At 30.1% G+C, this 24,656-nt stretch carries 25 protein-coding genes; all 25 read right to left on the reverse strand.

The features are described from left to right. Positions 1 to 113: 113 nt before the first annotated feature. Entirely contained in the window at positions 114 to 4,388 is a 4,275-nt protein-coding gene (locus KVH43_RS12265) for a PolC-type DNA polymerase III (RefSeq protein ID WP_218282806.1), read from the reverse strand. A 427-nt stretch (positions 4,389 to 4,815) separates the two neighbouring features. Beyond that, positions 4,816 to 5,871, reverse strand: a complete 1,056-nt coding sequence (ispG, locus tag KVH43_RS12270; protein WP_218282807.1) for a flavodoxin-dependent (E)-4-hydroxy-3-methylbut-2-enyl-diphosphate synthase — start codon at positions 5,869 to 5,871, stop codon at positions 4,816 to 4,818. A gap of 14 nt (positions 5,872 to 5,885) precedes the next feature. Further along, on the reverse strand, positions 5,886 to 6,908 hold the full coding sequence (gene rseP, locus KVH43_RS12275) for an RIP metalloprotease RseP (RefSeq protein WP_218282808.1): 1,023 nt from the start codon (positions 6,906 to 6,908) through the stop codon (positions 5,886 to 5,888). A 12-nt stretch (positions 6,909 to 6,920) separates the two neighbouring features. Beyond that, a complete protein-coding gene (locus KVH43_RS12280; RefSeq protein ID WP_218282809.1) occupies positions 6,921 to 8,069 on the reverse strand; it encodes a 1-deoxy-D-xylulose-5-phosphate reductoisomerase in 1,149 nt (382 codons plus the stop codon). Between the two features lie 60 nt (positions 8,070 to 8,129). After that, positions 8,130 to 8,915, reverse strand: coding sequence for a phosphatidate cytidylyltransferase (locus tag KVH43_RS12285; RefSeq protein ID WP_218282810.1), 786 nt, complete (start codon positions 8,913 to 8,915; stop codon positions 8,130 to 8,132). A gap of 17 nt (positions 8,916 to 8,932) precedes the next feature. Beyond that, the gene (locus KVH43_RS12290; protein WP_218282811.1) at positions 8,933 to 9,691 is read right to left on the reverse strand and encodes an isoprenyl transferase; all 759 of its coding nucleotides are present in this window, start codon (positions 9,689 to 9,691) and stop codon (positions 8,933 to 8,935) included. A gap of 60 nt (positions 9,692 to 9,751) precedes the next feature. Further along, entirely contained in the window at positions 9,752 to 9,937 is a 186-nt protein-coding gene (locus KVH43_RS12295; protein WP_218282812.1) for a hypothetical protein, read from the reverse strand. A gap of 3 nt (positions 9,938 to 9,940) precedes the next feature. Beyond that, the gene (gene frr, locus KVH43_RS12300) at positions 9,941 to 10,498 is read right to left on the reverse strand and encodes a ribosome recycling factor (RefSeq protein ID WP_218282813.1); all 558 of its coding nucleotides are present in this window, start codon (positions 10,496 to 10,498) and stop codon (positions 9,941 to 9,943) included. Between the two features lie 3 nt (positions 10,499 to 10,501). Then, positions 10,502 to 11,215: a UMP kinase gene (gene pyrH / locus KVH43_RS12305; protein WP_218284168.1), complete on the reverse strand. Its 714-nt coding sequence runs from the start codon at positions 11,213 to 11,215 to the stop codon at positions 10,502 to 10,504. Positions 11,216 to 11,329: 114 nt separating this feature from the next. Continuing rightward, on the reverse strand, positions 11,330 to 11,977 hold the full coding sequence (tsf, locus tag KVH43_RS12310) for a translation elongation factor Ts (RefSeq protein ID WP_218282814.1): 648 nt from the start codon (positions 11,975 to 11,977) through the stop codon (positions 11,330 to 11,332). 93 nt (positions 11,978 to 12,070) lie between these two features. Further along, positions 12,071 to 12,769, reverse strand: a complete 699-nt coding sequence (gene rpsB, locus KVH43_RS12315) for a 30S ribosomal protein S2 (RefSeq protein ID WP_218282815.1) — start codon at positions 12,767 to 12,769, stop codon at positions 12,071 to 12,073. Between the two features lie 221 nt (positions 12,770 to 12,990). Beyond that, entirely contained in the window at positions 12,991 to 13,425 is a 435-nt protein-coding gene (locus KVH43_RS12320; protein WP_218282816.1) for an MltG/YceG/YrrL family protein, read from the reverse strand. Between the two features lie 4 nt (positions 13,426 to 13,429). Then, positions 13,430 to 13,927 carry a DUF6115 domain-containing protein gene (locus tag KVH43_RS12325; protein ID WP_218282817.1) on the reverse strand — a complete coding sequence of 166 codons (498 nt, stop codon included), beginning with the start codon at positions 13,925 to 13,927 and terminating at the stop codon, positions 13,430 to 13,432. An 18-nt stretch (positions 13,928 to 13,945) separates the two neighbouring features. After that, positions 13,946 to 14,275 carry a hypothetical protein gene (locus tag KVH43_RS12330; protein WP_218282818.1) on the reverse strand — a complete coding sequence of 110 codons (330 nt, stop codon included), beginning with the start codon at positions 14,273 to 14,275 and terminating at the stop codon, positions 13,946 to 13,948. A 15-nt stretch (positions 14,276 to 14,290) separates the two neighbouring features. After that, positions 14,291 to 16,099, reverse strand: a complete 1,809-nt coding sequence (locus tag KVH43_RS12335) for a FapA family protein (protein WP_218282819.1) — start codon at positions 16,097 to 16,099, stop codon at positions 14,291 to 14,293. Positions 16,100 to 16,122: 23 nt separating this feature from the next. Then, positions 16,123 to 16,857, reverse strand: a complete 735-nt coding sequence (locus KVH43_RS12340; protein WP_218282820.1) for a FliA/WhiG family RNA polymerase sigma factor — start codon at positions 16,855 to 16,857, stop codon at positions 16,123 to 16,125. 13 nt (positions 16,858 to 16,870) lie between these two features. Further along, complete coding sequence (locus tag KVH43_RS12345; protein ID WP_218282821.1) at positions 16,871 to 17,194, reverse strand: hypothetical protein; 324 nt, start codon at positions 17,192 to 17,194, stop codon at positions 16,871 to 16,873. Between the two features lie 15 nt (positions 17,195 to 17,209). Then, positions 17,210 to 17,695 carry a chemotaxis protein CheD gene (locus tag KVH43_RS12350; protein WP_218282822.1) on the reverse strand — a complete coding sequence of 162 codons (486 nt, stop codon included), beginning with the start codon at positions 17,693 to 17,695 and terminating at the stop codon, positions 17,210 to 17,212. Further along, positions 17,695 to 18,312, reverse strand: coding sequence for a chemotaxis protein CheC (locus KVH43_RS12355; RefSeq protein WP_218282823.1), 618 nt, complete (start codon positions 18,310 to 18,312; stop codon positions 17,695 to 17,697). Before KVH43_RS12355 ends, KVH43_RS12350 begins: the two co-directional genes overlap by 1 nt. Before the next feature lie 21 nt (positions 18,313 to 18,333). Further along, positions 18,334 to 18,795, reverse strand: coding sequence for a chemotaxis protein CheW (locus tag KVH43_RS12360; protein WP_218282824.1), 462 nt, complete (start codon positions 18,793 to 18,795; stop codon positions 18,334 to 18,336). Between the two features lie 30 nt (positions 18,796 to 18,825). Further along, positions 18,826 to 20,847 carry a chemotaxis protein CheA gene (locus KVH43_RS12365; RefSeq protein ID WP_218282825.1) on the reverse strand — a complete coding sequence of 674 codons (2,022 nt, stop codon included), beginning with the start codon at positions 20,845 to 20,847 and terminating at the stop codon, positions 18,826 to 18,828. 5 nt (positions 20,848 to 20,852) lie between these two features. Beyond that, on the reverse strand, positions 20,853 to 21,908 hold the full coding sequence (locus KVH43_RS12370; RefSeq protein WP_218282826.1) for a protein-glutamate methylesterase/protein-glutamine glutaminase: 1,056 nt from the start codon (positions 21,906 to 21,908) through the stop codon (positions 20,853 to 20,855). Further along, complete coding sequence (locus KVH43_RS12375) at positions 21,909 to 22,574, reverse strand: flagellar brake protein (RefSeq protein WP_218282827.1); 666 nt, start codon at positions 22,572 to 22,574, stop codon at positions 21,909 to 21,911. It lies immediately after the preceding gene. Positions 22,575 to 22,614: 40 nt separating this feature from the next. Next, positions 22,615 to 23,535, reverse strand: a complete 921-nt coding sequence (locus tag KVH43_RS12380; RefSeq protein WP_218282828.1) for a MinD/ParA family protein — start codon at positions 23,533 to 23,535, stop codon at positions 22,615 to 22,617. Continuing rightward, positions 23,528 to 24,655, reverse strand: coding sequence for a flagellar biosynthesis GTPase FlhF (gene flhF, locus KVH43_RS12385; protein ID WP_218282829.1), 1,128 nt, complete (start codon positions 24,653 to 24,655; stop codon positions 23,528 to 23,530). Before flhF ends, KVH43_RS12380 begins: the two co-directional genes overlap by 8 nt. Position 24,656: the final 1 nt, after the last annotated feature.

Below are 24,656 nucleotides of genomic sequence, written 5' to 3' on the forward strand. Positions count from 1 at the left end.
CTTTCATTAAAAGCAAGAAATAACAGCAAAGAGTGGGGTATGTCCCACTCTTTTCATAAAATATTATATATCTATCGGTAAAATTATAGCATAACAGCAAAAAATATGCAACTCTAAAATAGTGATAGTTGGTTGGTATCAGGCAATCCATTTAAACAGCCATGATTTTTTAAAGTTTCGATAACAGTTTTTGTAACTTTTGACCGTTCTCTTATATCCTCAACAGATATAAACTCACCGTTCTTTCTGCTTTTGCAAATGCTCCTTGCAGCATTTTCACCTACTCCTTGTAATGCTCTAAGTGGTGGCAAAAGCTTATCTTCTAAAATAATAAATTTATCTGAATCAGACTTATAAATGTCTACTGGTAAAAATCCAAAACCTCTACAATACATTTCATAAACCACTTCTAGAACAGTTAAAAGGTCCTTCTCTTTTTGCGTTACATTATTCCCCAATTCTTCTAATTCTTTTATTTTATTCTTAACTATTTCCTTCCCTTTAACCACTAACTCCGCATCAAAGTCTGAAGCTTTTGTAGTAAAATAAGTAGCATAAAAAGCTAAAGGATAATGTACTTTAAAATAAGCAATTCTAAAAGACATCATAACATATGCAACAGCATGTGCCTTAGGAAACATATACTTAATCTTATTACAAGAATCAATATACCACTGAGGAACATTGTTTTCCTTCATCATTGCTTCATCTTCAGGTGTTAATCCCTTTCCTTTTCTTACTTTTTCCATTATTTTAAAAGAAGCTTTAGGAGGTAATCCTTTATAAATTAAATAATTCATAATATCATCTCTAGTAGAAATTACTTCCTTTAAAGGAGCAACATTTTGTCTAACTAAATCCTGTGCATTATTTAACCAAACATCTGTACCATGAGACAGTCCACTAATACGAACTAGCTCAGCAAATGTAGTAGGCTTTGTATCTACTAACATCTGTCGTACAAATTTAGTTCCAAATTCAGGTATCCCTAAACTACCTACCTCACATTTAAAGTCATTATCTACAATTTTTAAAGGTTCAAGACTTGTAAAAATCTTGACTGTTTCTGGATCATCTAATGGAATTTGTTGTGGATCTACCCCCGTAATATCTTGTAACATTCTAATAATCGTAGGAACATCGTGTCCTAAAATATCAAGCTTTAATATCCTACCACTGATAGAATGATAGTCAAAATGAGTTGTAATCACACCTGATGAACTATCATTTGCTGGATACTGAATGGGAGAAAAATCAAAAATATCTTTGTAATTTGGTACAACCATAACACCTCCCGGATGCTGTCCAGTAGTTCTTTTTACACCTGTACATCCACGTGAAAGTCTATCTATTTCTCGATTGTTTATTGGAATTTGTCTTTCTTCAAAATACTTTTTTACAAAGCCATAAGCAGTTTTTTCTGCTATTGTACCAATAGTTCCTGCACGAAATACATAGCCTTCTCCAAACAATACTTCTGTATACTTATGAGCATTCGGTTGATATTCACCTGCAAAGTTAAGATCTATATCTGGTTCTTTATCCCCTTCAAATCCTAAAAATACTTCAAAAGGTATATCATGTCCGTTCTTTTCATAGTCTTCATTACATTTTGGACATTTTTTATCAGGCAAATCAGCTCCACTACCAATTGAACCATCTAAGATAAATTCTGAGTTTTTACAATTTTTACAGATATAATGAGGCGGAAGAGGATTAACCTCCGTAATATCACTCATAGTAGCCACAAATGAAGATCCTACAGAACCTCTTGATCCTACCAGATATCCGTCCTCTAATGATTTTGTCACAAGCTTTTGTGCAATAATATACATAACCGCATAACCATTACTTATAATCGAGTTAAGCTCCTTATCTAATCTTGTTTTTACAATTTCCGGTAAAGGGTCTCCATAAATTCTCATGGCTTTTTCATAGCACATATTTTTTAAATCTTCATCTGCTCCCTCAATAACAGGTGGATAAGTTTCTTCTGGAATAGGTATGATTTGTTCAATCATATCTGAAATTTTATTAGGATTATTAACAACTACATCCATAGCCATACTTTCTCCTAAATATTTAAACTCCTCAAGCATTTCATCTGTTGTTTTAAAGTATAGAGGCGCTTGATTATCTGCATCGCTAAATCCTTGTCCTGCCATCAATATTCTTCTATAAACTTCATCTTTTGGGTCTAAAAAATGTACATCTCCAGTTGCAACAACCATTTTATTAAACCTTTCCCCCAAAGTCACAATTTCCTTATTAATTTCCTTTAATTCTTCTTCTCCCTTTACTAATCCTTTTTGTATTAAGAACTGATTATTTTCTATTGGTTGTATTTCTAAATAATCGTAGTATTTTACAATATTTTCTATTTCTCTTTTAGGCTTATTATTAAGAATTGCTCTATATAACTCTCCTGCCTCACAAGCAGTACCTACAATAAGACCCTCTCTCATTTTTGAAAGAAGTGATTTAGGAATTCTAGGTCTTTTATGAAAGTAAGAAATATGCGATTGAGAAATAATTTTATATAGATTTTTAAGCCCTGTGTAATTTTTTACCAATATTATTACATGAAAAGTATCTAGCTTTTTAACGTCTACTGATTTAGCGTAAAGATCATTTATCTCGCTTAATCTTGCAATTCCTCTTTCCTTAAGCATCGATAAAAATTCAATAAAAATATTTGCTGTGGCTTTTGCATCATCTACTGCCCTATGATGATTCTCCAATTTTACATTTAATTCCTTAGCTATCACATTTAATTTATACCTTTTTAAATGAGGAAGTAAAATTTTAGCCAAAGGCAAAGTATCTATAATAGGATTATTAAATTCTAATCCCATTTGACTACAACTTTGCTTTATAAAAGATGTATCAAAATTTGCATTATGTGCAACAGCAGGAGCATCTTCAATAAATTCTAGAAATTTAGGCAATACTTCTTCAATAGTTGGTTGATCTTTTACCATATCATCCGTTATCCCCGTAAGCTCAACAATTTTTAAAGGGATAGGAATCCCTGGATTAACTAATATATTAAATTTGTCTACAATTTTATTGTCTCTTATTTTTACTGCTCCTATTTCGGTTATCTTATCATTTTTGCTAGATAACCCTGTTGTCTCTATATCAAATACTACATAACTTTGATTTATTTCTTTTTCATTACTATTAATTACAATAGGTTCTCCATCATTAACCAAATACCCTTCTACACCATAAATAACTTTAATATCATGTTTTTTAGCTGCATCCATAGCTTCTGGAAAAGCTTGTACTACTCCATGATCTGTTATTGCAATAGCAGCATGTCCCCACTCTTTAGCCCTTTTAATTAAGTTTTTCGCAGAAGATACTCCATCCATAGCACTCATTTGAGTATGAACATGTAATTCCACCCGTTTTTTTTGCGCTTTATCTATTCTTGCTTTAAGTTGTCCTTTTATAATATCCTTTGCCATAATAACAATCTCTCTAGAAAAAGTATCATAGCGAGCATCTCCACGTATCTTTACATACTTTCCTATTTTTAATTCTTCAGATAAAGCATCTACTTGTTCCTTTTTAACAAATAACTTAACAGCAATAGAACCTTTATAATCTGTTACGCTTAAAACACATAAGCTTTTACCATTTTTTAATGTTTTCCATTCAACATCAAATATCTCGCCCTCAATTGCTACAATCCCAGATTCTTCATTAACACTTGGAATCACTATTATATTATCATTAAATTTTTTGCCTAAAATGATCTCTTCATTTGAGAATACATTTTTTACTTCCTTTTGCTTTTTCATTACTATATTTTGATTCGTCAACATACTTTCAACAATCGCTTGAGTTTGTATTTCTTTTTCTTTTAGATAACTATCTTTATGATCCTTCTGTGAATCCTTATGTCCTTTAAAAACTACTTTTACATTTCTATTTAACTCAGATTGAATCATTTCTTTTATAAAAATATCAACCTTTTTCTCTTTTAAGCTTTCAATACCTATTGAATTTTCAACCTCTAAAAATAATGTATCATCATTTAAACTGTATTTTGAATTGCTTAACCAGGCTAATGAAGAGGGAATTGATTGATTTAATGCATAAATAATATTTTCCCAGTATACTTTCAAAGTGTCATTTTTTTTCAGATCTATATTTTGATACAAAGTATTAAAGTTTACATCCTTCACAAAAGGAATATTTTTTTTTATATTCATTCTTAAATCATCTAATGCTGCCCGATGAATCATTTTATTAGAAGTTATAACAAAGCTCAACCTTTTATTTTTCTTATAATATCTGACTTTTTTTACAACTGCATCGATTTCGATATTTATATTTAACCCAATATCATTTACAATCTTCTTTAATGATGTGTCCAATTATATCCCCCTTTCATTACTAAAAATTTTTTATAGATTATAAAAAAATCCTTTCATCACCTTCAAATATAACATCATTAGCAAGTCCTGAAGGCGTAGGATTTTTTTATAAAAGTTATTAAATTCATTCACTTATCTTTATATATTTCTTTTTATATCGATGTTGTTTATCTATAGGTAAACAACTTTAAAATGAAATATAAAAGATAGTTCATTCCAGATAACTTTTGAAAAAACAAAACTTCATTCCATGAAAAAATACTGAACCTTCAAAACTCACTTCGTTCAAACAATGAAGGTTCTTAACGTATTTTTCATGAAATTTCAGTAAGTTTTTTTACAAAAGTTATCGAAGTCATTCACTTATCTTTATATATTTCTTTTTTTATGTTGAAGTTGTTTATCTATACCAATAAATAAAGAAGATTTACATTTTTATAATCTCTTCTAATAATACAGCTTCTATATTTTCTTCTTTTACTTTTCTTATAATTTCTCCTTTCTTAAATAATAATGCTGAACCTTTGCCTCCTGCAATGCCAATATCTGCATCCTTTGCCTCTCCTGGGCCATTTACAGCACAGCCCATTATAGCAACCGTCAATGGCTTATCTATTTTACTCAACTTACTTTCTATTCTATTTGCTAAACTTATTAAATCTATTTGAGTCCTTCCACAAGTAGGACAAGAAACCATCTTTATACCAAAATTTCTTAATCCAATTGATTTTAAAATTTCTTTTGCTAATTTGACTTCATCCACCGGATCTCCTGTTAATGAAATCCTTAAGGTATCTCCTATACCATCTAATAGCATAGCTCCTATACCTATACAAGATTTTACCGTTCCGCTCTTAATCGTACCAGCTTCTGTAATCCCTATATGTAGCGGGTAATCAACCTTTTCAGAGATTAATCTATAAGCTTCTACTGTAAGTTTTATATCCGAAGCCTTTAAAGAAATAATAATATCCTCAAAGTTTAAATTTTGGAGAATTTCCACATGCTCTAATGCACTTTCCACCATAGCTTCAGGAGTAATTTCTCCATATTTTCTCACAATTCTTTGATCAATTGATCCCGCATTTACACCAATTCGAATGGGAATTCCTCTTTCCTTCGCCAGCATTACAACTTTTTTGACTCGATTCGCATCACCAATATTTCCTGGATTCAATCTTAATTTATCTACACCGTTTTTTATAGCTTCTAAAGCTAACCTATAATCAAAATGAATATCAGCAATCATTGGAATATGAATCTTTTGTCTAATTTCTTTTATCGCTTGTGCAGCCTGCATATCCGGAACTGCAACCCTTACAATTTCACAACCAGCCTCTTCTAATTTATTAATTTGCTCCACTGTTTTATCAATATTTCTTGTATCTGTATTAGTCATAGACTGTATAGAAATAGGAGCATCCCCTCCTATTTTTACATTCCCACAATAAACAGTTCTTGTTTTTTTTCTTTTTATTTCCATTTTTTACACCAACCTTAAAATAAATCAAATATATGCTGAAATAATTTAAACCTTTCAACATCTTTGAAAATCATAAATACCATTAAACTCATCAGTAATACAAATCCTGTCAAATGGATAAAGCCTTCCTTTTCTGGGTCAAGAGGCTTACCTCTTAAGCCTTCTATAATTAAAAAAACTAATCTCCCTCCATCTAAAGCAGGAATAGGTAGTAAATTCACTATACCTAAATTAACGCTAATAAATCCAACAATCCACAGTACACTATATATATTGGTTTTAGCTGCTTGACCTACTATATGAATAATTCCAACAGGTCCTACTACATCTTTCATAGAAGGCTTCATGAAAAATGCTAACATACTTTTAATAACAAATGTCATTCTGTCAAAACCCATTGAAATAGATTTTGCAAAGGATTTTTTAATAGTAGGAGAAATCCCAATCATTACTTGATTTGTTTCTTTATTGAGAAGAGGTTTAATTGAAAAGCTTTTTTCTTTTCCATCTCTCAATATTTTTATATTAATCTTTTGATCTTTTTTACTGTGAATAGTTTCAACAATTTGTTTCCAACTATTCATTTCTTTTCCATCAATTGAAAGAATTTTATCTCCTGCTTTTATTCCTGCCATTTGAGCAGGATAATTTGGTATAATATCTCCTATAGTAGTATCATTCGTAGGAAATCCTATCATATAAAACATCATTGAAAACAAAAGAATTGCGAAAATAAAATTCATAAATGGACCTGCAACAATTACAAGCATTCTTGCCCATAAAGGCTTATTATTAAAGCTTCTTTCATCTGTAGATGCTTCATCTTCACCTTCCATTTTTACATATCCACCTATTGGTAATGGTCTTATGGAGTACTCTGTTTCGCCCTTTTTAAATTTAAAAATTCTTGGCTTCCCCATTCCAATTGAAAATTCATGTACTTTTATGCCTACAAGTTTCGCTACACTAAAATGTCCAAATTCATGAAACACTACCAAAACACCAAAAATTAAAAAAGCTATCAATATAGTTTCCATGATCACACCACCTTAAAGAAAAATATTTTTTGCAAAATTTCTTGCCCAACAGTCAATTTCTACAATTTTATCAATATCAAGGTCATGTTCAATATCATGTTTTTCTAATGCTAATTCAATGCCTTTAGGTATATCGTAAAAACTAATTTTTTCATTAATAAAAAGTTCTACCAAAACTTCATTTGCAGCATTTAAAACTGTAGGAAAGCTTCCCCCTATTCTTAAAGCATCATAAGCAAGTTTTAAACAAGGAAATGTATTTAAATCAGGTTTTTCAAAGGTTAATGTTGCAATATCAAACAAATTTAATTTCTCATAGCTATTTGCAATTCTTTTAGGATAAGTTAAAGCAAATTGAATAGGCACTCTCATATCTGGATAACCCATTTGAGCAATCACAGAACTATCTTTATATTCTACCATAGAATGAATAATACTCTCTGGATGAACAACTACATCAATTTGTTCTAAGCTTAAATCAAAAAGCCATTTTGCTTCAATAACTTCTAATCCTTTATTCATAAGTGTAGCTGAATCAATACTTATCTTCTTTCCCATATTCCACTTAGGATGCTTTAGTGCCTCTGCAACCGTTACATCTTTTAAAGCATCTTTTTTCCATCCTCTAAAAGGCCCTCCAGAAGCTGTTAATAAAATTCTTCTAATATCTTGTAAAGTATACCCCATTAAGCTCTGAAATATAGCACTATGCTCACTATCTACAGGAAGAATCAATACCCCATTTTTTTGAGCCTCTCTCATAACAATTTCTCCAGCTGTAACTAATGTCTCTTTATTGGCTAATGCAATATTTTTCTTACACCTTATAGCTTTTATTGTAGGGATTAATCCGATCATTCCTACTACTGAAGTAACAACCAAATCAACATCACTAAGCGTTGCTATGGTATTTAAACCATCAAGGCCATATAAAACCTCTGTATTAGTATTTTGAATCCTTTCCTTTAATTCTAAAGCTTTTTGTTCATCCATTACTGCAACTGCAATTGGATGGAATTCATTTATTTGCTTTTCTAATAATTCAATATTACTATTTGCACTTAATCCTAATACATTGAACTTTTCTTTGTTGCTCCTCACAACGTCAAGGGTCTGTGTTCCAATAGAACCGGTCGAACCTAATATGCTAATGTTTTTCATATAACCATCCCTTCAAGATTACTCAGTTTTACAGAAAAAAGCAATTCATTTTTATATTCCTTACCTTATAAAAAATATTATATAATAATATACTGCTGGTGCAGTAAAAAGTATGCTATCAAATCTATCTAAAATGCCTCCATGACCAGGCATAATTTTTCCATAATCTTTTATCCCTGCATATCTTTTAAAAATAGATGCTGTTAAATCTCCACATTGTCCTATGATACTTCCTAAACCACCAATAATCACACAGTGTAGGAATATATTAGGCACAACAAAATAACCAAACAAAGCACTTATTAAAATACTTCCTAATATACCTCCAACAGCCCCTTCTATAGTCTTTTTAGGGCTAATATTAGGACACAGCTTTCTTGATCCAAAAAAATAACCAGTAAAATATGCAAAAGTATCTGTTGCCCAAGCAACAATAAATACCATCCAAATCAACTCACTATATTTACTATGATGCGAAATAAAAACAATATGATACATGAAAAATACAACATAGTATATTCCCATAGCTGTAATACTTGATGAAAAAATATCTAATTTTTTTTTGAATAAATTATTTACTAAAATCAATAACATACTCATAAAAAACCATGCCATAATTTCCGCTTGGGTAATAGGCTTAAAAGCAATTGCAGAAATAAAAATGATGCTCAAAATTCCAACCGATTTTGAAGGCATAATATCTATATTATGAAAAGCATTAAAAAACTCATCTATAGCAATCATTGCTAACAAAAAGACAGATATGTCTAGAATAATGCCTCTCTTTATAACAACAAACAAAAACAAAGGTATTGCAAGTAGTGCAGAAATAATTCTTATACGCATCTATATCATCACCACCTTTATTTAATTCCCCCAAATCTTCTATCCCTCTTTTGATAGTCAATGATTGCCTGTATCAAGTTGTCACGATTAAAATCAGGCCAAAAAGTATTAGAAAACCAAAATTCGCTGTACGCAATCTGCCATAATAAAAAATTACTTATTCTTAATTCCCCACTTGGTCTAATAACCAAATCAGGATCTGGTATGTCTTTTGTATATAGAAACTCTTTAAAATATTCTTTATCAATTTTTTCAATAGAAATCTCATCATTCTTTACTTTTTGACAAATATTTTTCACTGCCATAATAATTTCATCTCTTGCTCCATAATTCAATGCAATATTTACTACTAGCCCAGTATTATTTTTTGTTAATTCTACTGCTGAGTTTATTTCATCTAAGGCAGTCTGTGGAAGTTTACTAATATCTCCTATTGTTCTAATTTTTACATTGTTCTTATGTAATTCTTTCGCTTCTTTTCTTAAATAATAAACAAGTAACTGCATCAATGCGGATACTTCATTAACTGGTCTCTTCCAATTTTCTGTAGAAAAAGCATATAAAGTTAAATATTCAATATGAAGCTCTGAACAAGTACGAATAATTTCCCTTAATGCTTCTATCCCTGCTTTATGACCTGCTGTTCTTGGTAATCCTCTTTTTTTTGCCCATCTTCCATTTCCATCCATAATCACTGCAATATGTTTTGGTAATTTCTCTAAATCCAAATCTTTTTTATTAAGATTTTTACTCCCTCTAGAAAAGATATTTCTCATACTACTATTCCTCCAGTTATAACTTGGCTAAAAGAAATATCACCCCCTCATAATAGGGGGTTAAAAATAACTTATTGTTAATTCAATGTGCTGATTCTTATATTCTTGTTTAATTACTCTACATTCCCTTACCTCTTCTTTAGCTTTAGGGGAATTAGTTTCTTTAATAGATAATTCATATTCAGAACCTAGTATTTCAACAGCTTTTTTCAATTCGAATCCTAAAATATCAGGTACTTTATTCAAATATTATACCTCCAACATTTCTTTTTCCTTTTTACTAACCAATTCATCAATGATTTGTCCGAACTTAGTTGTCATCTTCTGTACTTCATCTTCCGCCTTTTTTAAATCATCTTCTGTTAATTCACCATCTTTTTGCATTTTCTTCAATTTATCATTAGCTTCTCTTCTTTCGTTCCTTAAAGCAATTTTCGCATTTTCTCCTGTCTTCTTAACAACTTTTACTAACTCTTTTCTTCGTTCTTCCGTTAACTGAGGAATTGCTAATCTAATAACATTTCCATCATTAGATGGGTTAATCCCTAAATCAGATTGAGATATTGCCTTTTCAATTGCTTGTATAGCTGTTTTATCATATGGTTGTACCACAAGAAGTCTTGGTTCAGGAGCCGATACACTTGCTATTTGTTTCAATGGTGTAGGACTTCCATAATATTCTACAACAATCTTGTCTAGTAATGCTGGGTTAGCTCTTCCCGCACGAATAGCATTTAAATCTTCCTTAAATACTCTAATAGTTTTTTGCATTTTTTCTTCTAATTCTTTATGAATTTGTAGCTTCATGTTTTAATCCTCCTTTACGAATGTACCAATTTTTTCACCTAAGATAACTCTTTTAATGTTTTCTGGCTCATTTAAACCAAATACAACAATTGGAATTTTATTATCCATGCAAAGTGAAGTAGCTGTTGAGTCCATTACCCCTAATCCTTTACTTAATACATCAATATATGAAAGTTCATCAAATTTCTTAGCATCTGGATTAATATTAGGGTCAGAATCATATACACCATCTACCTTCTTAGCTAAAAGAATTACCTCTGCTTCAATTTCAGCTGCTCTCAATGCAGCTGTTGTATCAGTTGAAAAATAAGGATTTCCTGTTCCAGCAGCAAAAATAACAACTCTGCCTTTTTCTAGGTGTCTTACTGCTTTTCTTCTTATATATGGCTCTGCAATTTGTCTCATTTCAATTGCTGTTTGAACGCGAGTTAAAACACCAATACTTTCAAGAGCATCCTGCAATGCCAACGCATTGATAACCGTAGCTAACATTCCCATATAATCAGCTGTTGTACGATCCATTCCTTCTCCACTACGACCTCTCCAAAAATTTCCACCACCCACTACAATGGAAACTTCAACGCCTAATTTAGAAATTTCTTTTACTTGTGCTGCAATTGCATCAAGAGTCTCTCCATCTAAACCAAAACCTTTTTCTCCTGCTAAAGCTTCTCCACTTAATTTTAGTATGACTCTTCTATATCTAGGCCCCACTATATACACCCTCCGTTTTTATTATTCTACAAATGTTACTAGAAACCTTTAATTTTATATACATCTTATTTTAAAAAAGAGAACACAAACTGTGTTCTCTATGTTTAATTTTTAAAATTAGCTATTTATTTGTTTAGCTACTTCCTCTGCAAAATTTTCTTCTTTCTTTTCAATTCCTTCGCCTACTTCAAATCTTGCAAATCTTCTAATAGATATATTTTCTCCGATTTTCGCTATTTTTTGATTTAATAAATCTTGAATTGTAACATCTGGATCTTTAATAAAAGGTTGTTCTAATAAACATACTTCTTTATAGTATTTTTCAATTCTTCCTGTTACCATTTTATCAACGATTTTTTCAGGCTTTCCTTCATTTAAAGCTTGATGTCTTAGAATTTCTTTTTCTTTTTCTATAACATCTTGTGGAATATCTTCTCTTTTTATGTATTGTGGATTTGCTGCTGCAACTTGCATAGCAATATCTTTAACAAATTGCTTGAACTCATCATTTTTTGCAACAAAGTCTGTTTCACTGTTTACTTCAACTAATACACCAATTCTTCCACCATGTATGTAAGCTTCAACAAGACCTTCTGCTGCAATTCTTCCTGATTTCTTAGCTGCTTTTGCTAATCCCTTTTCTCTTAAAACTTCAATTGCTTTTTCCATGTCTCCATCTGCTTCAGTTAAAGCTTTTTTACAATCCATCATTCCAGCACCAGTTTTTCCTCTTAGTTCTTTAACCATAGCTGCTGTAATAGCCATATAAGAACGCCTCCTCAAGTACATTGTAATATAATAGAAGAGGTAAGAGAAGGAAGGAAATTCATTCCTTCGTCACCCTTACCCTCTTACAAATTATTCTTCCATTTGTTCGCCTTGTTTTGCTTCAATGATCGCATCTGCCATTTTTGCAGTAATTAACTTAACTGCTCTTATAGCATCATCATTTGCAGGAATTACATAATCTACTTCATCAGGATCACAGTTAGTATCTACAATACCTACTACAGGTATTCCTAATATTTGTGCTTCTCTAACTGCGATTCTTTCTTTTCTTGGATCAACTACAAAAATTGCAGCTGGAAGTTCCTTCATTTCTTTTATTCCACCTAAGAATCTTTCCAGCTTTTCTTGCTCATGCTTAAGCTTGATTACTTCTTTCTTAGGAAGAACATCGAACATTCCCTCTTCTTCCATTTTTGTTAACTCATGAAGACGATCAATTCTTTTTCTGATTGTCTTAAAGTTTGTTAACATACCTCCAAGCCATCTTTGGTTAACATAATACATTCCACATCTTTTTGCTTCTTGCTCAATTGATTCTTGAGCTTGTTTTTTTGTTCCTACAAAAAGAACTGTATTGTCACCCTCTGCTACTTCCTTAAGGAAAGCATAAGCTTCTTCAACTTTTTTTACTGTTTTTTGTAGGTCAATAATATAAATACCATTTCTTTCTGTGAAAATGTACTCTGCCATTTTTGGATTCCATCTTCTTGTTTGATGTCCAAAATGTACTCCTGCTTCTAGCAATTGTTTCATTGAAATAACTGCCATGTTCTTCACCTCCTTGGTTTTTTCCCTCCACTCTGTTCATCTTTTTAAAAGACCTTTAGGCACCATTTTAAAAATTCCAGAGTGTGTGTTATTAATCACCTTAAGTAGTATAACATAGTCTATATAAGTTTTGCAATAATAAATTTTAAAACTTTACACCATTACAAAAATATTATTTCCATTTACAGTATGAATATACAATTTTTTTAAACTAATTGCTTTTATTCTTTTACATTCTTTCCTTTAATTATTTTTTCTATAATTTGATCTTCTGAATCTTTTGATGTAAATTCATATTTACCCCATCTTAATTTATTCTCTAGGTTTTTATTGTTTATTTTATTTAAAAATTCCTCTTCAGAACGTATCAAATTATTTTCCTTTAATATTCTAGCAACATCTTCACTTTTATATCCTTTTTGAATTTCAATAATAATCTTTTTATCCTTGTCTTCTTTTGTATCTATTTTTATATTCATATCTCGTTTATCAAAATATTCTACAGGATCTATCATTCCTATTTTTTTTGCCTCTGATTTAATAAATTCTTCATCTATAATCCTTTTGTTTTGATGTAAAATCATATTAAATCCCGATGATAATATTAATCCTATCCCAATACCTAAAAATACACCTACTAATACGTCCCTTCTCAAATGATCACCTCTTTTTTAGGCTACATATCAATTGAACCTCCCCAATACCTTTATCAACCTTTTTAGCTATTTGGGCTGGCGTATATCCTTGATAATATAATTGTAATATTTTTTTCTTATCTGTATCAATATCTAAATCATCATCTTCTTTTTTTGTATTTAACAAATCTAATTTATAACTTGCTCCTGTAAATTCTCTATTATTTTTTGATTTTTTTTCGTTAAGAACACTTGAATATTGTTCCATTTTCTCATCTAATATTTTTATCATTTTATAAATTTCATCTGTTTTTTCATCTAAAGTTTTTATAGTATCTTCACTAATTTCTTTTAATTCTTTTATAATATTTTCTGCAAGATCAATGCTAGCTAATAACTCGATTTCATTGCTTTCATTATTTTGAAATTTAATTTCAGACTGTATATTTGTATTCTTTCTAAGCATTATAATAGATATTATTACAATAATAATACCTATAGAAAAAAATATATAATCACCCATATTCGCTCACCATTTCATTTATATTTTTATATCAATATTAGCTCCAATTCCTTTTATTGCTCTTACTTCATTCTTTTTTTTATTTTTTACCTGCGTATCGTTTTCCTTTTTCTTACCTTTATTTTTTTTACTGCCTTTTTGATGGTTATCTTGTTTATCCCTTATATTTGGATGATCTTTATTTTCAAATTCATTTACTTTTTTTAGCTTATGCTCAATATTCATTTTGTCTTGTTGCACCAAATACTCTTGGTCCAACCTTACTCTATTATTAGCAACTTGGTTTTCCTGTGACTGTTGCTGAGTTTTAGGCATTAATACTTGAAAATCTATAGGTCTTATGGACATTCCTATCATCTCCTATTACTTTCCTAAATAAGAACCTATCTTTATTTCTCCATCTTCCCTTGAAATTGTAGTGCATTTAATATCATCTCTAACATAATAAACAGAATTTCCAATGACTATTCTTACTCCTGGATGTACTATAGATGATACATTGATTCTTCCATTAGATAAATCTTGAAGAATATGCTGCAAATTATCAAGCGTCTTATGTACACTTTCTATTTTTTGATTTAAATATTTTTCTGTGATTTTTGATTTCATTAGCATAGCTTGTTTCTCTTTTGATAATTTAGTATTTTTAGATAATTTCGTCAGCAATTCTATTGCTTTTTTTATATTTTCCTTGTTTTTATGCAAAGCCTCAGATTCTAGTTTCAAGCTTTCATATCTCTCTTTTATCTCTGGATCGATTCCTACTTCTATTTTTGTAACAGTTGCCATAGGAGAACCAATACAATTTGCATTCACTTCCAAATTTGCCCTTATTTCTCCACCAACAATCATACCTTTTTTCCCTGAAGCAATAATAGATTCCTTAGACCTTAAATTACAATGCATAATAACCTCTGCATATATACTTCCATTCGCCTTTGCAAAACAACTCTCCATATACTTTGAAAAAATCTCTTTCTTACTAATTAATTTCCCAACATTTTGTCCATGAATTCCTTGATGAAGTATAATATTTCCATCCGCAATAATCGTTGCACCTTCTACTACACCATACACTTCAACATCATCTGAAGATTCTATTTTAAATCCTGACCTTACATTTCCTCTGACAATAACTTTTCCAATAAAATGAATATTTCCTGTTGAATGATCTACATTTCCATTTACTTCATAAACTTTTAAAATTTCCACCTTATCATTATTCAATTTGACTTGTCCATTTACCTCTGCAATTAATTTTAGTCCATCTTCAGTTTCAATCACATTTTTTCCTTTTTTAAAGCCAATAGTTTTTCCTGATTTAGCCTTTAATACTTTTCCTGTAATAGTCATTCCATCTATACCATCTGTAGGCAAAATTTTTTCTGCTATACAATCTCCTTTTTTTACACATTGGAGAATATTCAATTCCTTATAATCTACTTTTCCATCTTCACATATTTGTAACTTAACCTTATTCTCTGTATTAAAATGATATTTTATTTTACCATCCTGTCCATTTATAGGACTTTTTCCGATAGCGATAACTTGTTTTTGATTATATTTTTTTTCATCAATCATCCTATTAATTAAATCTTTATCTATTCCATATATAATCTGGTTATCTTTTAAAATACTTTCAATGTCTTCTTTCTTAATCATTATACCTCCCTTAGGAGGTATAATAGTCATATAGGCCTTCATTTCATCCTTTGATATCTCAATTTCCACCTTTGCATCTACTGGATTGCTTATTTCCAAATCTTTAATATTTATTGAAATAGACTTATTTTCTTTTATATATGCTTTAAGCTTTTCTGTATCAATGTTATAAATTTCCTTTTCCTCTAATGCAACAATAATCTCTTCTATACTTACTGGTTTTCCTTCCCCTTTTGAAGGAATAATTAGTAGACAGTCATTTCCTTCTTGATTATTTAATTCAAACCTTCCATTTTCATTAGTATTTTCAGAAGTATGATTTTTTTCCAATTTTGATGTTTTTTCAGTTAATTTAACTTTAAACTTTTTTTTCAAAAAGTTTAAAATGGTTTTCCCCTCTTCTAAAACCTCTACATTTACATTTTCAAATTTTAAATTTAATTGCTCTAAACCGTTTTTAATTGCTTCTTGTAAAGTTTTTCCTTCTACGATAATGGATTTTCTGTCCACTAATCATCACCACCCTATTCCCTTTATAGAAGTCTTGCTAATTTACCCCTTAATTTCATAATCGCTTTTGTATGCAACTGAGAGATTCTAGATTCTGAAACCCCTAATATTACAGAAATTTCTTTATATGTTAATTCTGAATAATAATATAACTCAATAATTTTTTTCTCTCTTTCTGGTAACTCATTTAATGTTTCTAGCAATATCTTTTTAACTTCTTCTTGTTCTAAATTTTGTTGGGGTTCATTGCTAATATCCTCATCTATAATCGTAAAATTTGCATTATTTAAAATCTTTTCTTCTAATGAAATGACAGAAAAGGAATGTATTTCACCAAGCATACTGTTTAATTCATCTACTGATACTTTTAATTCCTTAGCCACTTCTTGATCACTTGCACTTCTTCCCAATTTATTCTCAATTGATTTATAAGCATCTTCAATTTTTTTATATTTCTGCCTAACAGACCTCGGAATCCAATCTAATGTCCTTAGTTGGTCAATAATTGCTCCTCTTATTCTTATATATGCATAGGTTTCAAATTTAACATTCTTAGATGGATCAAATTTATCAATAGCATCTAATAGACCAAATATACCATAGCTAACTAAATCCTCAAATTCAGCATTATTCCTATAGTTAGCATACAATCGACCTGCAATAATTTTTACAAGATCTATATACTTAAGAATCAATTGATCTTTAATTTCTTTATCATGTGTTTTACTATATTTATCCCATAAATTCATATTGGACATTTTTTGCCCCCCCTTAAGATTCATTAATATTTGTATCTAATTGATGCTTTTCTAAATCCAAGGGGATAAAATCATCTTCCACTTCATCCTTATCTGTCCCAACCTCAATTTCTTCTGGAGGGATTACCATATCTATTATATTTTTATTGCTTGATAATTCTTTTGCTTTTGATATATAATAAATGCAACATTTAGCAGATAAAAATATAATAAGATAAAAACAAATAGTTCTTTTCAAATATGCGCTAAAGCTTATATTTTGTATCATTGCAATAGTAGTGCTGATAAATATAGAAACTATAATGACTATATAAGGTATGGATTTTATACTTTTCATATAATATAACTCCATTCATATTTGTTTCGTACCACGACCAATTGTTTTTACAACAATAATACCTGTATCCGCATAAAGCTCTATGGTTCTACCAAAATTACCGCCAATATCTTCTGCTAATATTGGAATTTTTAATTCATTTAGCATCTCCTTGCAAGCAAGTGCATTTCTTTCACCTATTTTCATGATATCGTTTTTGTTTGAAAAAGAAAACATTTGAGCTCCTCCAGCTAATTTACTTACCAATCTACTCTTACTAGCTCCTAATTTCAAAACTTTTTCTAATAATAAAAGTATCCCTGTATCCGCAAATTTAGCTGGATTAGTATTATTTCTTATTGTTTTACTAGAAGGTAACATAATATGTGCAAGCCCTGCAACTTTTTTTATGGGATCATACAAAGTTACTCCTACACACGATCCTAATCCTAATGTAGTTAAAACCCCATCTCCTCTTGTGACATTTAAGTCTGCCATACCAACTTTAATAATCTCTCCCATTATTCTAAGACTCCTAAACTTTTTAATAATACTTCAAATGATTCTACATCAGGAACTAAAAAGAAATAACCTTTTATATCATCCATACCTTCTTTGAATTCTGTTTCTATCAATAAAACTTTATCACCCACTTGACCATACTGAATAATAGGCACACTAAGTATTGCTCCAGCCATATCTATTGTTAAAGAAGGAATAGAAATTTTCATATTCAATCCTGTTAATGTAGTTAAAGATGATACATATGCTCCTGAAAGAATATTTCCTATTTCTTGCAAGGCTGATTGGTCAATTTCTGTTAAAATATCTGAATCTTCTTCCTTAAACAATAACATATTGGCTAACATTTTAGCAGATTTAACTGTTAATAAAAACATAATATTTCCTGTAAGATCACCCTCAAAGTTAAAATATATTCCACACACAGGCTTTTCTGCGCCACCTAAAAGCTCTGCTACTTCCTTAAATTCTAATATTTCAACTTTAGGCACATTCATATCAATTTTTCTATTAAGCATTTTTGCAAGAGCTGTAGCTGCATTTCCTGCACCAATATTTCCTATTTCCTTCAAAACATCCAACTGTACATTATTCATTTCTTCTATAGAAATTCCCATATTCTTCCCACCTTAACTTTATTACAGTTCTTCGTTTGTATCTGTATTTCCTAAAACTTTTTTCAAGTCCAATAAAATAATAATTCTTTCATTATCCTTTCCTATGCCTTTTACATAATCATTTTTCAATCGATCTGAAAAATTAGGAACATCATCAATAGTTTCAGTATCAAACTGCAAAACCTCCGAAGATGCATCTACTAATAATCCTACTACTATCTCTTCAATAGAAATAATAATGATTCTAGACTCATCATTCAGTTCTACCTGTGGCAGATCAAATCTTTTCCTCAAATTAATAACAGGTACTACTTCGCCTCTTAGATTAATAACACCTTCAACATAATATGGTGCATGAGGTACTCTTGTTATATCCATAACTTTTTCTATGGTCTCTACATGAAGAATGTCTATACCATAATACTCATTATCGAGCTTAAATAATACATATTGATTATCTGTTGTAGTTATCTTTTCAGCCATTATTTTCTCTCCTTTTTTAGCATAGTCACATTAGAAAAGGGAATTTATATCTACAATAAGAGCAACTTGTCCATTTCCTAAAATTGTAGCTCCTGCAATAGCCTTTATACCTAATAAGTATTTTCCTAAAGACTTAATAACAATTTCTTGTTGTCCTATTAAATTATCAACTACAAAGCCTGCTGTCTTGTCTCCTTTTTTTACTACAACCACAATCAAATCTTCTTCATCGCAAGCATCAGAATCTACTTGTAAAATTTTATTCATTCTTAGTATTGGTAAAGTAGTATTACGATAAAGAACGACTTCTTGTTCTTGTATTTTTCTTATACTTTTTGCGTCAATTGTTACAATCTCCTTAATAGAATTCAAAGGAATTGCATATTTTTCCATACCTACATTCACTAATAATGCTTGAATAATTGCAAGGGTTAATGGTAATCTTATAGTAAACGTACTTCCAGATTTAGAAGTTTTTACTTCAACAATTCCACCTAATGCCTCTATTTTAGTCTTTACAACATCTAATCCAACACCTCTACCTGATATATCAGATATTTTATCAGCCGTACTAAATCCAGACTTAAATAATAAGTTTACAGCTTCTTTTTCATCTATATTTTCTGCTTGTTCTTCTGTAATCAATCCATTTTGAATTGCTTTAGCTTTTACTTTTTCAATATTAATCCCTTGCCCATCATCTTCTACTTCTATTACAACACTATTTCCATCAGGATATGCAATAAGCTTAACAGTTCCAATTTCAGGTTTACCATGTTTTTTTCTAGTCTCTGGATCTTCTATTCCATGGTCTATAGAATTTCTTATAAGATGTATCAGTGGATCACCTATTTCATCAATAACCGTTCTATCTACTTCTGTTTCTTCTCCTAGCATAACCAATGAAATTTCTTTTCCTAATTCTTTTGAAAGATCCCTTACCATTCTTGGAAACCTATTAAAAACTCTCTCAATTGGAACCATTCTTACTTTCATTACAGCATCATGTAAACTTGTTGTGATTCTTCCAAGATATTCAACAGCTTCATTTATATCATGTTTTCTTCCAGAATCATCCATTTCTTCTAGTCTTGATCTTGTGATAATTAACTCGCTTACAAGATTCATTAAATTGTCTAAACGATCTATATCTACTCTTACGGTTTTTCCTAATTTAGGCTTTTTAGATTTATTTGATTTTTTTTCATCTTTTTCTTTATTTTTAGTATCTACTGTTCTTTCTTCTTCAACCGTTTCTATGTCTTTAGCTTGTATATTTAATTCATTAACATCGATTTCTTCAATAAGTACATTTTCTACTTCTGATATATTCATAATTCTTTTTCTTATTGTTTCACCATCCACCTTTGAAATAATAATTAATTCAAAGTCTGTATCAAACTTTTCATCCTCTATATCCTCAACAGGTGGATTTGATTTTAATATTTCACAATCTTTTTCAAGAGTATTAAAAATAATAAAAGCTCTTGCAGCCTTTAACATACAATTAGGATTCAAATCTATCTGCATCTTATAACAATTAAATCCTTCAGCAGCAGCTTTTAACGCCACATTTTTTGAAAATTCTTCCACTTCTATATGGATATCATTGCTATTAGATTCATTAGTACTTGAAACTTCTTCTTTAGAGTTATTTTCACTTTCAGGTTCTCCTTGGAGAATCTGATTTAATTTTTTAACTAAATAATCAGAATCCAATTCCCCTTCCTCTCCTGAATTTGCAATTTGATTAATATATCCTTCTAAAGTATCAAGACATTCAAATAAAACATCTACAATTTTTTCTGAAAGTTCTATTTCATTACTTCTCAATAATTGAAGTACATTTTCCATTTCATGAGTAAGATTAGCCACTTTATTAAATCCCATGGTAGCAGACATACCCTTTAATGTATGGGCAATCCTAAAAATTTCATGTACAAGACTTATATCACTATGATTATTCTCTAATTCTAATAAACTTTGATTCATATTTTCTAAGTGTTCTTTTGATTCTTCAATAAAAATCTCCAAATACTGATTCATATCCATCTATCCTACACCCCCACAATTTTTGTTATCGTTTCAGCAATATCCTGCAATGGCACCACCTCATCAATGCAACCTAAGTTAACAGCAGATTTCGGCATGCCATAAACTACACATGTTGCTTCATCTTGTGCTATTGTATATCCATTTTTTTGTTTTATATTCTTCATTCCCATAGCACCATCTGAACCCATTCCTGTCATAATTACACCGATCAAGTTGTCCAGTTCTAGTTGTGCTAAGGAATTCATCATCACATCTACGGAAGGTCTATGTCCCGAAACGGGAGGTTCTTTTGTAAGGCTTATTTTATAATCACTTGCGGATTTCAAAATTTTTAGATGATATCCTCCTGGAGCAATATATGCATATCCAGGCAGTAATTGATCATGATTCTCTGCTTCCTTAACTTTTATCTCTGATAAATTATTTAATCGCTCTGCTAAAGACTTCGTAAAGCCTGCAGGCATATGTTGCACAATAATGATACTTGCTGGTATATTTTTAGGTAAATATGGTATAACCTCCTGTAGAGCTCTTGGTCCACCTGTCGAGGTCCCTATAGCCACAATCTTTTTTATGGATTTATTCTCCTTGTAGATTATAGATCTATTCAATATGTTTTTTGTTTTTCGAGCTTGATTGATATATTTAGACTTTACATTCACCCGTGAAGCTACCTTAATAGTTTCGGTTAATTGAACCTTCATATCTTCTGTATTCATTTTAAATATATTTGTGGGTTTTGTAATAAAATCTACAGCACCTAGCTCTAATGCTTTTAATGTAGCATCTGCTCCTTCTTTTGTTATACTACTTAACATAACTACTGGTAGAGGTGTCTTTTGCATAATAGCTTTTAAAGCTGTTATACCATCCATAATAGGCATCTCAACGTCCATTGTAACAACATCTGGAGAACACTCATTTATTTTTTTTATAGCTTCTTGACCATTTCTTGCTGTATCTATAACTGTTAAATCTTTATCTAAAGTAATAATATCTGAAATTACTTTACGCATAAATGCGGAATCATCCACTACTAAAACTTTTACCTTTTTCATCTAAATCAATCCTTTTTTTCTCATTTTTCTTTGATAATCAAAAATAAAGGATATTATGGATTCTCTAACTTTTTCTGGAATATCTTTTAAAATGATTCCTATATCAAATTTATATTTAGATTCTTCATAGGGTACACATCTTAAAACTTCTCCTCTTACAGTGAAAACTTGTTTTTCAGCTTGAATAGTTATTTCTACAATACTACCTACTTTTAAAGCTTCTTTACTGAGGACTCTTAAACCTCCACCACTGATATCCTTTGTTAGAGCGGGAATCATCTGCTCATTATCAGAATCAGGCTCAATAACTCTTATTTGTGCATTTAATATTACCTCTAATCTATAGAAATCCCTTCTTTGTACCCTAAAAATGTCTCCTATCCTTTCAACTTTCATATAGTATATATCTGATGCTTTTTTTCGACCTACTACCTTCGCTTTAAATGCATATACTCCTAGATTATGTTTATAATATGTGATTTGTATTGTTTCCCCAATAGATATTGGTAAAACTACATTTTTATATATCGGCATTGCAATAAACATAGAATAATTATCTATAATATCCATAACTTGACTAACCAATTCTTTATCATTATTGATCTTAGAATCTAATAACTCAATTCCTATTTTCATTCCAACCTTCGGAAGCCTGTTTTCCTTCATAAACAAACCCTACTTTCATTCCTTTTCAATCTTGATTAACTTATGATGTCTTTTTACAACTATATATAAATTTATGAATGAATCTCTTCAAGCCACTTACTTCAAATATTTCTGAATTAGACTCATTAATAAGTCGAGATGCTATTGTCTCTACACCTTTACTAACTAAGCTATTTGGATAACTTAAAAGAACAGGTTTTTGTAATTTTACAGATTTAGAAACTAAATGATCATCATATAAATATCCTAGCCTTTGCAAAGATATGTTTAAAAATTTTTGCGATGCCATATTTAATTTGTTAAAAATTTCTAAGCCTTCCTGACTATTCTCCACTCTATTTACAAGAACCCTTACTACCTTTTCATCATCCCCTAATATAATGTTTTTAAGCACTGCATATGCATCTGTAATAGATGTAGGTTCAGGTGTAGTTACTAAAATAACCTCACTTGTCGCTTCTATAAATGATAGCACTGAGTTATTAATACCTGCACCTGTATCAATCAAAATAAAATCTGTATTTTTCCCAAGACTCCTAAGATTATTCATTAAATTAACTATTTGTTCTTCTGTCAAATTAGTTAATTCTCTTAATCCTGATCCTCCTGATATTAATCTTATCCCTTCAGGTCCTTCAATAAGAACTTCCTCTAATTTCTTTTCTCTTCTAATTACATTGGCTAGTGTATATTTAGGAATAATCCCTAAAATCACATCAATATTTGCACAACCTAAATCAGCATCTAAAATTGTAATTTTATATCCTAACTTGCTAAGTGCTAATGCTAAATTAATAGTGAAATTTGATTTCCCCACACCACCTTTTCCACTAGTGATAGTAATCACTCTTGTATTATTATTATCGGTAACATTTTCTGAAATTGTAAGATTATTTTGATTTTCATTTTTCTTTTTAAGATTATTAATGATCTCTCTTAGCTTTTTAGCCTGATCATTCATACAATTCACCTACAATTATATTCGCGATTTTTTCTGAATTTGCATATTCAATATCATCTGGAACACTTTGCCCTGTTGTAATATAAGAGAGTTTTTTGTTAGTCAAAATTTTTGCATTTAATATATTCCCTACTCCAGTTGCTTCATCTAATTTTGTAAACAATAGATGATAATCTTCTATAAAATCATAGGCTTTTATAATGCTTTTTATATCTTTATACCCAGTTGTAACACTAATTACTAAAAAAATATCTGGATTTTCTATATAACTAATCAGTTTTTTTACTTCCTCTAGTTGTTCTGCTGATCTATGGTTGCGACCTGCTGTATCTATTAAAATAATATCCTTATCTTTAAATTCTTCTATAGCTTCTTGGATTTCTTCAGGCTCATATATTACTTTTATTGGAATATCTAAAATTTCACTATAAGTTCGCAACTGTTCTACCGCAGCAATTCTATAGGTATCCGCTGTAATCAATCCAACAGATTTATTTTTTCCAATAGCAAACCTAGCTGCTAATTTTGCAAGGGTTGTTGTTTTCCCAACGCCAGTAGGACCAACTAAAATTATTTTTTTCTGATCTTTGCTATCTTCATTTATCATATTGGGGGTTCCTAAATATTCTCGTATAATTATTTTTATTGCTTTATTTATAACTTCTTCATTTTCACTTGAAAAGCTAACTTGCTTTACCGCTATATTCATGATCTTTTCTGCTATGCTTTTTTCAATATTATTTTCTATAAGATGGTTATAATATTTATCAAATAATATCGGCCTTTTTACTTCGTCAGTCTGTTCAACATTATCAATTTTATGAATAAAATTATTTAATAAATTTTCAATATTTCCTACTTGTTGTTTTAATTCGTCAATCTTATTGAATTCTCCTTGATTATTTATATATTTTTTTTCATTTTTAATATTATATTTTTTCTTTCTTTCATTTTCTTCAACAGCAGCAACCATCTCAATAAGTGGTTTTTTAAACAATCCTAAAAAACCTGGTCTTTTAATCTTTCTTGAATGCAAGATTACTGCATTTGCTCCTAGCTCAGACTTTACTTTTAGCATAGCCTCCTGTGCATCATTAGCTATATACCTTTTTACCTTCATA

Source organism: Crassaminicella indica (assembly GCF_019203185.1).
In the GTDB taxonomy this organism is placed as follows: Bacteria; Bacillota; Clostridia; order Peptostreptococcales; family Thermotaleaceae; genus Crassaminicella; species Crassaminicella indica.

Bases quoted from the DNA above. Each gene is read 5' to 3' on its own strand.
- frr (WP_218282813.1), bottom strand. From the start codon at position 10,498: ATGAAGCTACAAATTCATAAAGAATTAGAAGAAAAAATGCAAAAAACT.
- rseP (WP_218282808.1), bottom strand. From the start codon at position 6,908: ATGGAAACTATATTGATAGCTTTTTTAATTTTTGGTGTTTTGGTAGTG.
- flhF (WP_218282829.1), bottom strand. From the start codon at position 24,655: ATGAAGGTAAAAAGGTATATAGCTAATGATGCACAGGAGGCTATGCTA.
- KVH43_RS12340 (WP_218282820.1), bottom strand. From the start codon at position 16,857: ATGTCCAATATGAATTTATGGGATAAATATAGTAAAACACATGATAAA.
- KVH43_RS12350 (WP_218282822.1), bottom strand. From the start codon at position 17,695: ATGGGAGAGATTATTAAAGTTGGTATGGCAGACTTAAATGTCACAAGA.
- KVH43_RS12370 (WP_218282826.1), bottom strand. From the start codon at position 21,908: ATGAAAAAGGTAAAAGTTTTAGTAGTGGATGATTCCGCATTTATGCGT.
- tsf (WP_218282814.1), bottom strand. From the start codon at position 11,977: ATGGCTATTACAGCAGCTATGGTTAAAGAACTAAGAGGAAAAACTGGT.
- KVH43_RS12375 (WP_218282827.1), bottom strand. From the start codon at position 22,574: ATGAAGGAAAACAGGCTTCCGAAGGTTGGAATGAAAATAGGAATTGAG.
- KVH43_RS12280 (WP_218282809.1), bottom strand. From the start codon at position 8,069: ATGAAAAACATTAGCATATTAGGTTCGACCGGTTCTATTGGAACACAG.
- KVH43_RS12355 (WP_218282823.1), bottom strand. From the start codon at position 18,312: ATGGGAATTTCTATAGAAGAAATGAATAATGTACAGTTGGATGTTTTG.
- KVH43_RS12380 (WP_218282828.1), bottom strand. From the start codon at position 23,535: ATGAATGATCAGGCTAAAAAGCTAAGAGAGATCATTAATAATCTTAAA.
- KVH43_RS12365 (WP_218282825.1), bottom strand. From the start codon at position 20,847: ATGGATATGAATCAGTATTTGGAGATTTTTATTGAAGAATCAAAAGAA.
- KVH43_RS12360 (WP_218282824.1), bottom strand. From the start codon at position 18,795: ATGGCTGAAAAGATAACTACAACAGATAATCAATATGTATTATTTAAG.
- ispG (WP_218282807.1), bottom strand. From the start codon at position 5,871: ATGGAAATAAAAAGAAAAAAAACAAGAACTGTTTATTGTGGGAATGTA.
- KVH43_RS12345 (WP_218282821.1), bottom strand. From the start codon at position 17,194: ATGAAAAGTATAAAATCCATACCTTATATAGTCATTATAGTTTCTATA.
- KVH43_RS12290 (WP_218282811.1), bottom strand. From the start codon at position 9,691: ATGAGAAATATCTTTTCTAGAGGGAGTAAAAATCTTAATAAAAAAGAT.
- KVH43_RS12325 (WP_218282817.1), bottom strand. From the start codon at position 13,927: ATGGGTGATTATATATTTTTTTCTATAGGTATTATTATTGTAATAATA.
- rpsB (WP_218282815.1), bottom strand. From the start codon at position 12,769: ATGGCAGTTATTTCAATGAAACAATTGCTAGAAGCAGGAGTACATTTT.
- KVH43_RS12330 (WP_218282818.1), bottom strand. From the start codon at position 14,275: ATGTCCATAAGACCTATAGATTTTCAAGTATTAATGCCTAAAACTCAG.
- KVH43_RS12285 (WP_218282810.1), bottom strand. From the start codon at position 8,915: ATGCGTATAAGAATTATTTCTGCACTACTTGCAATACCTTTGTTTTTG.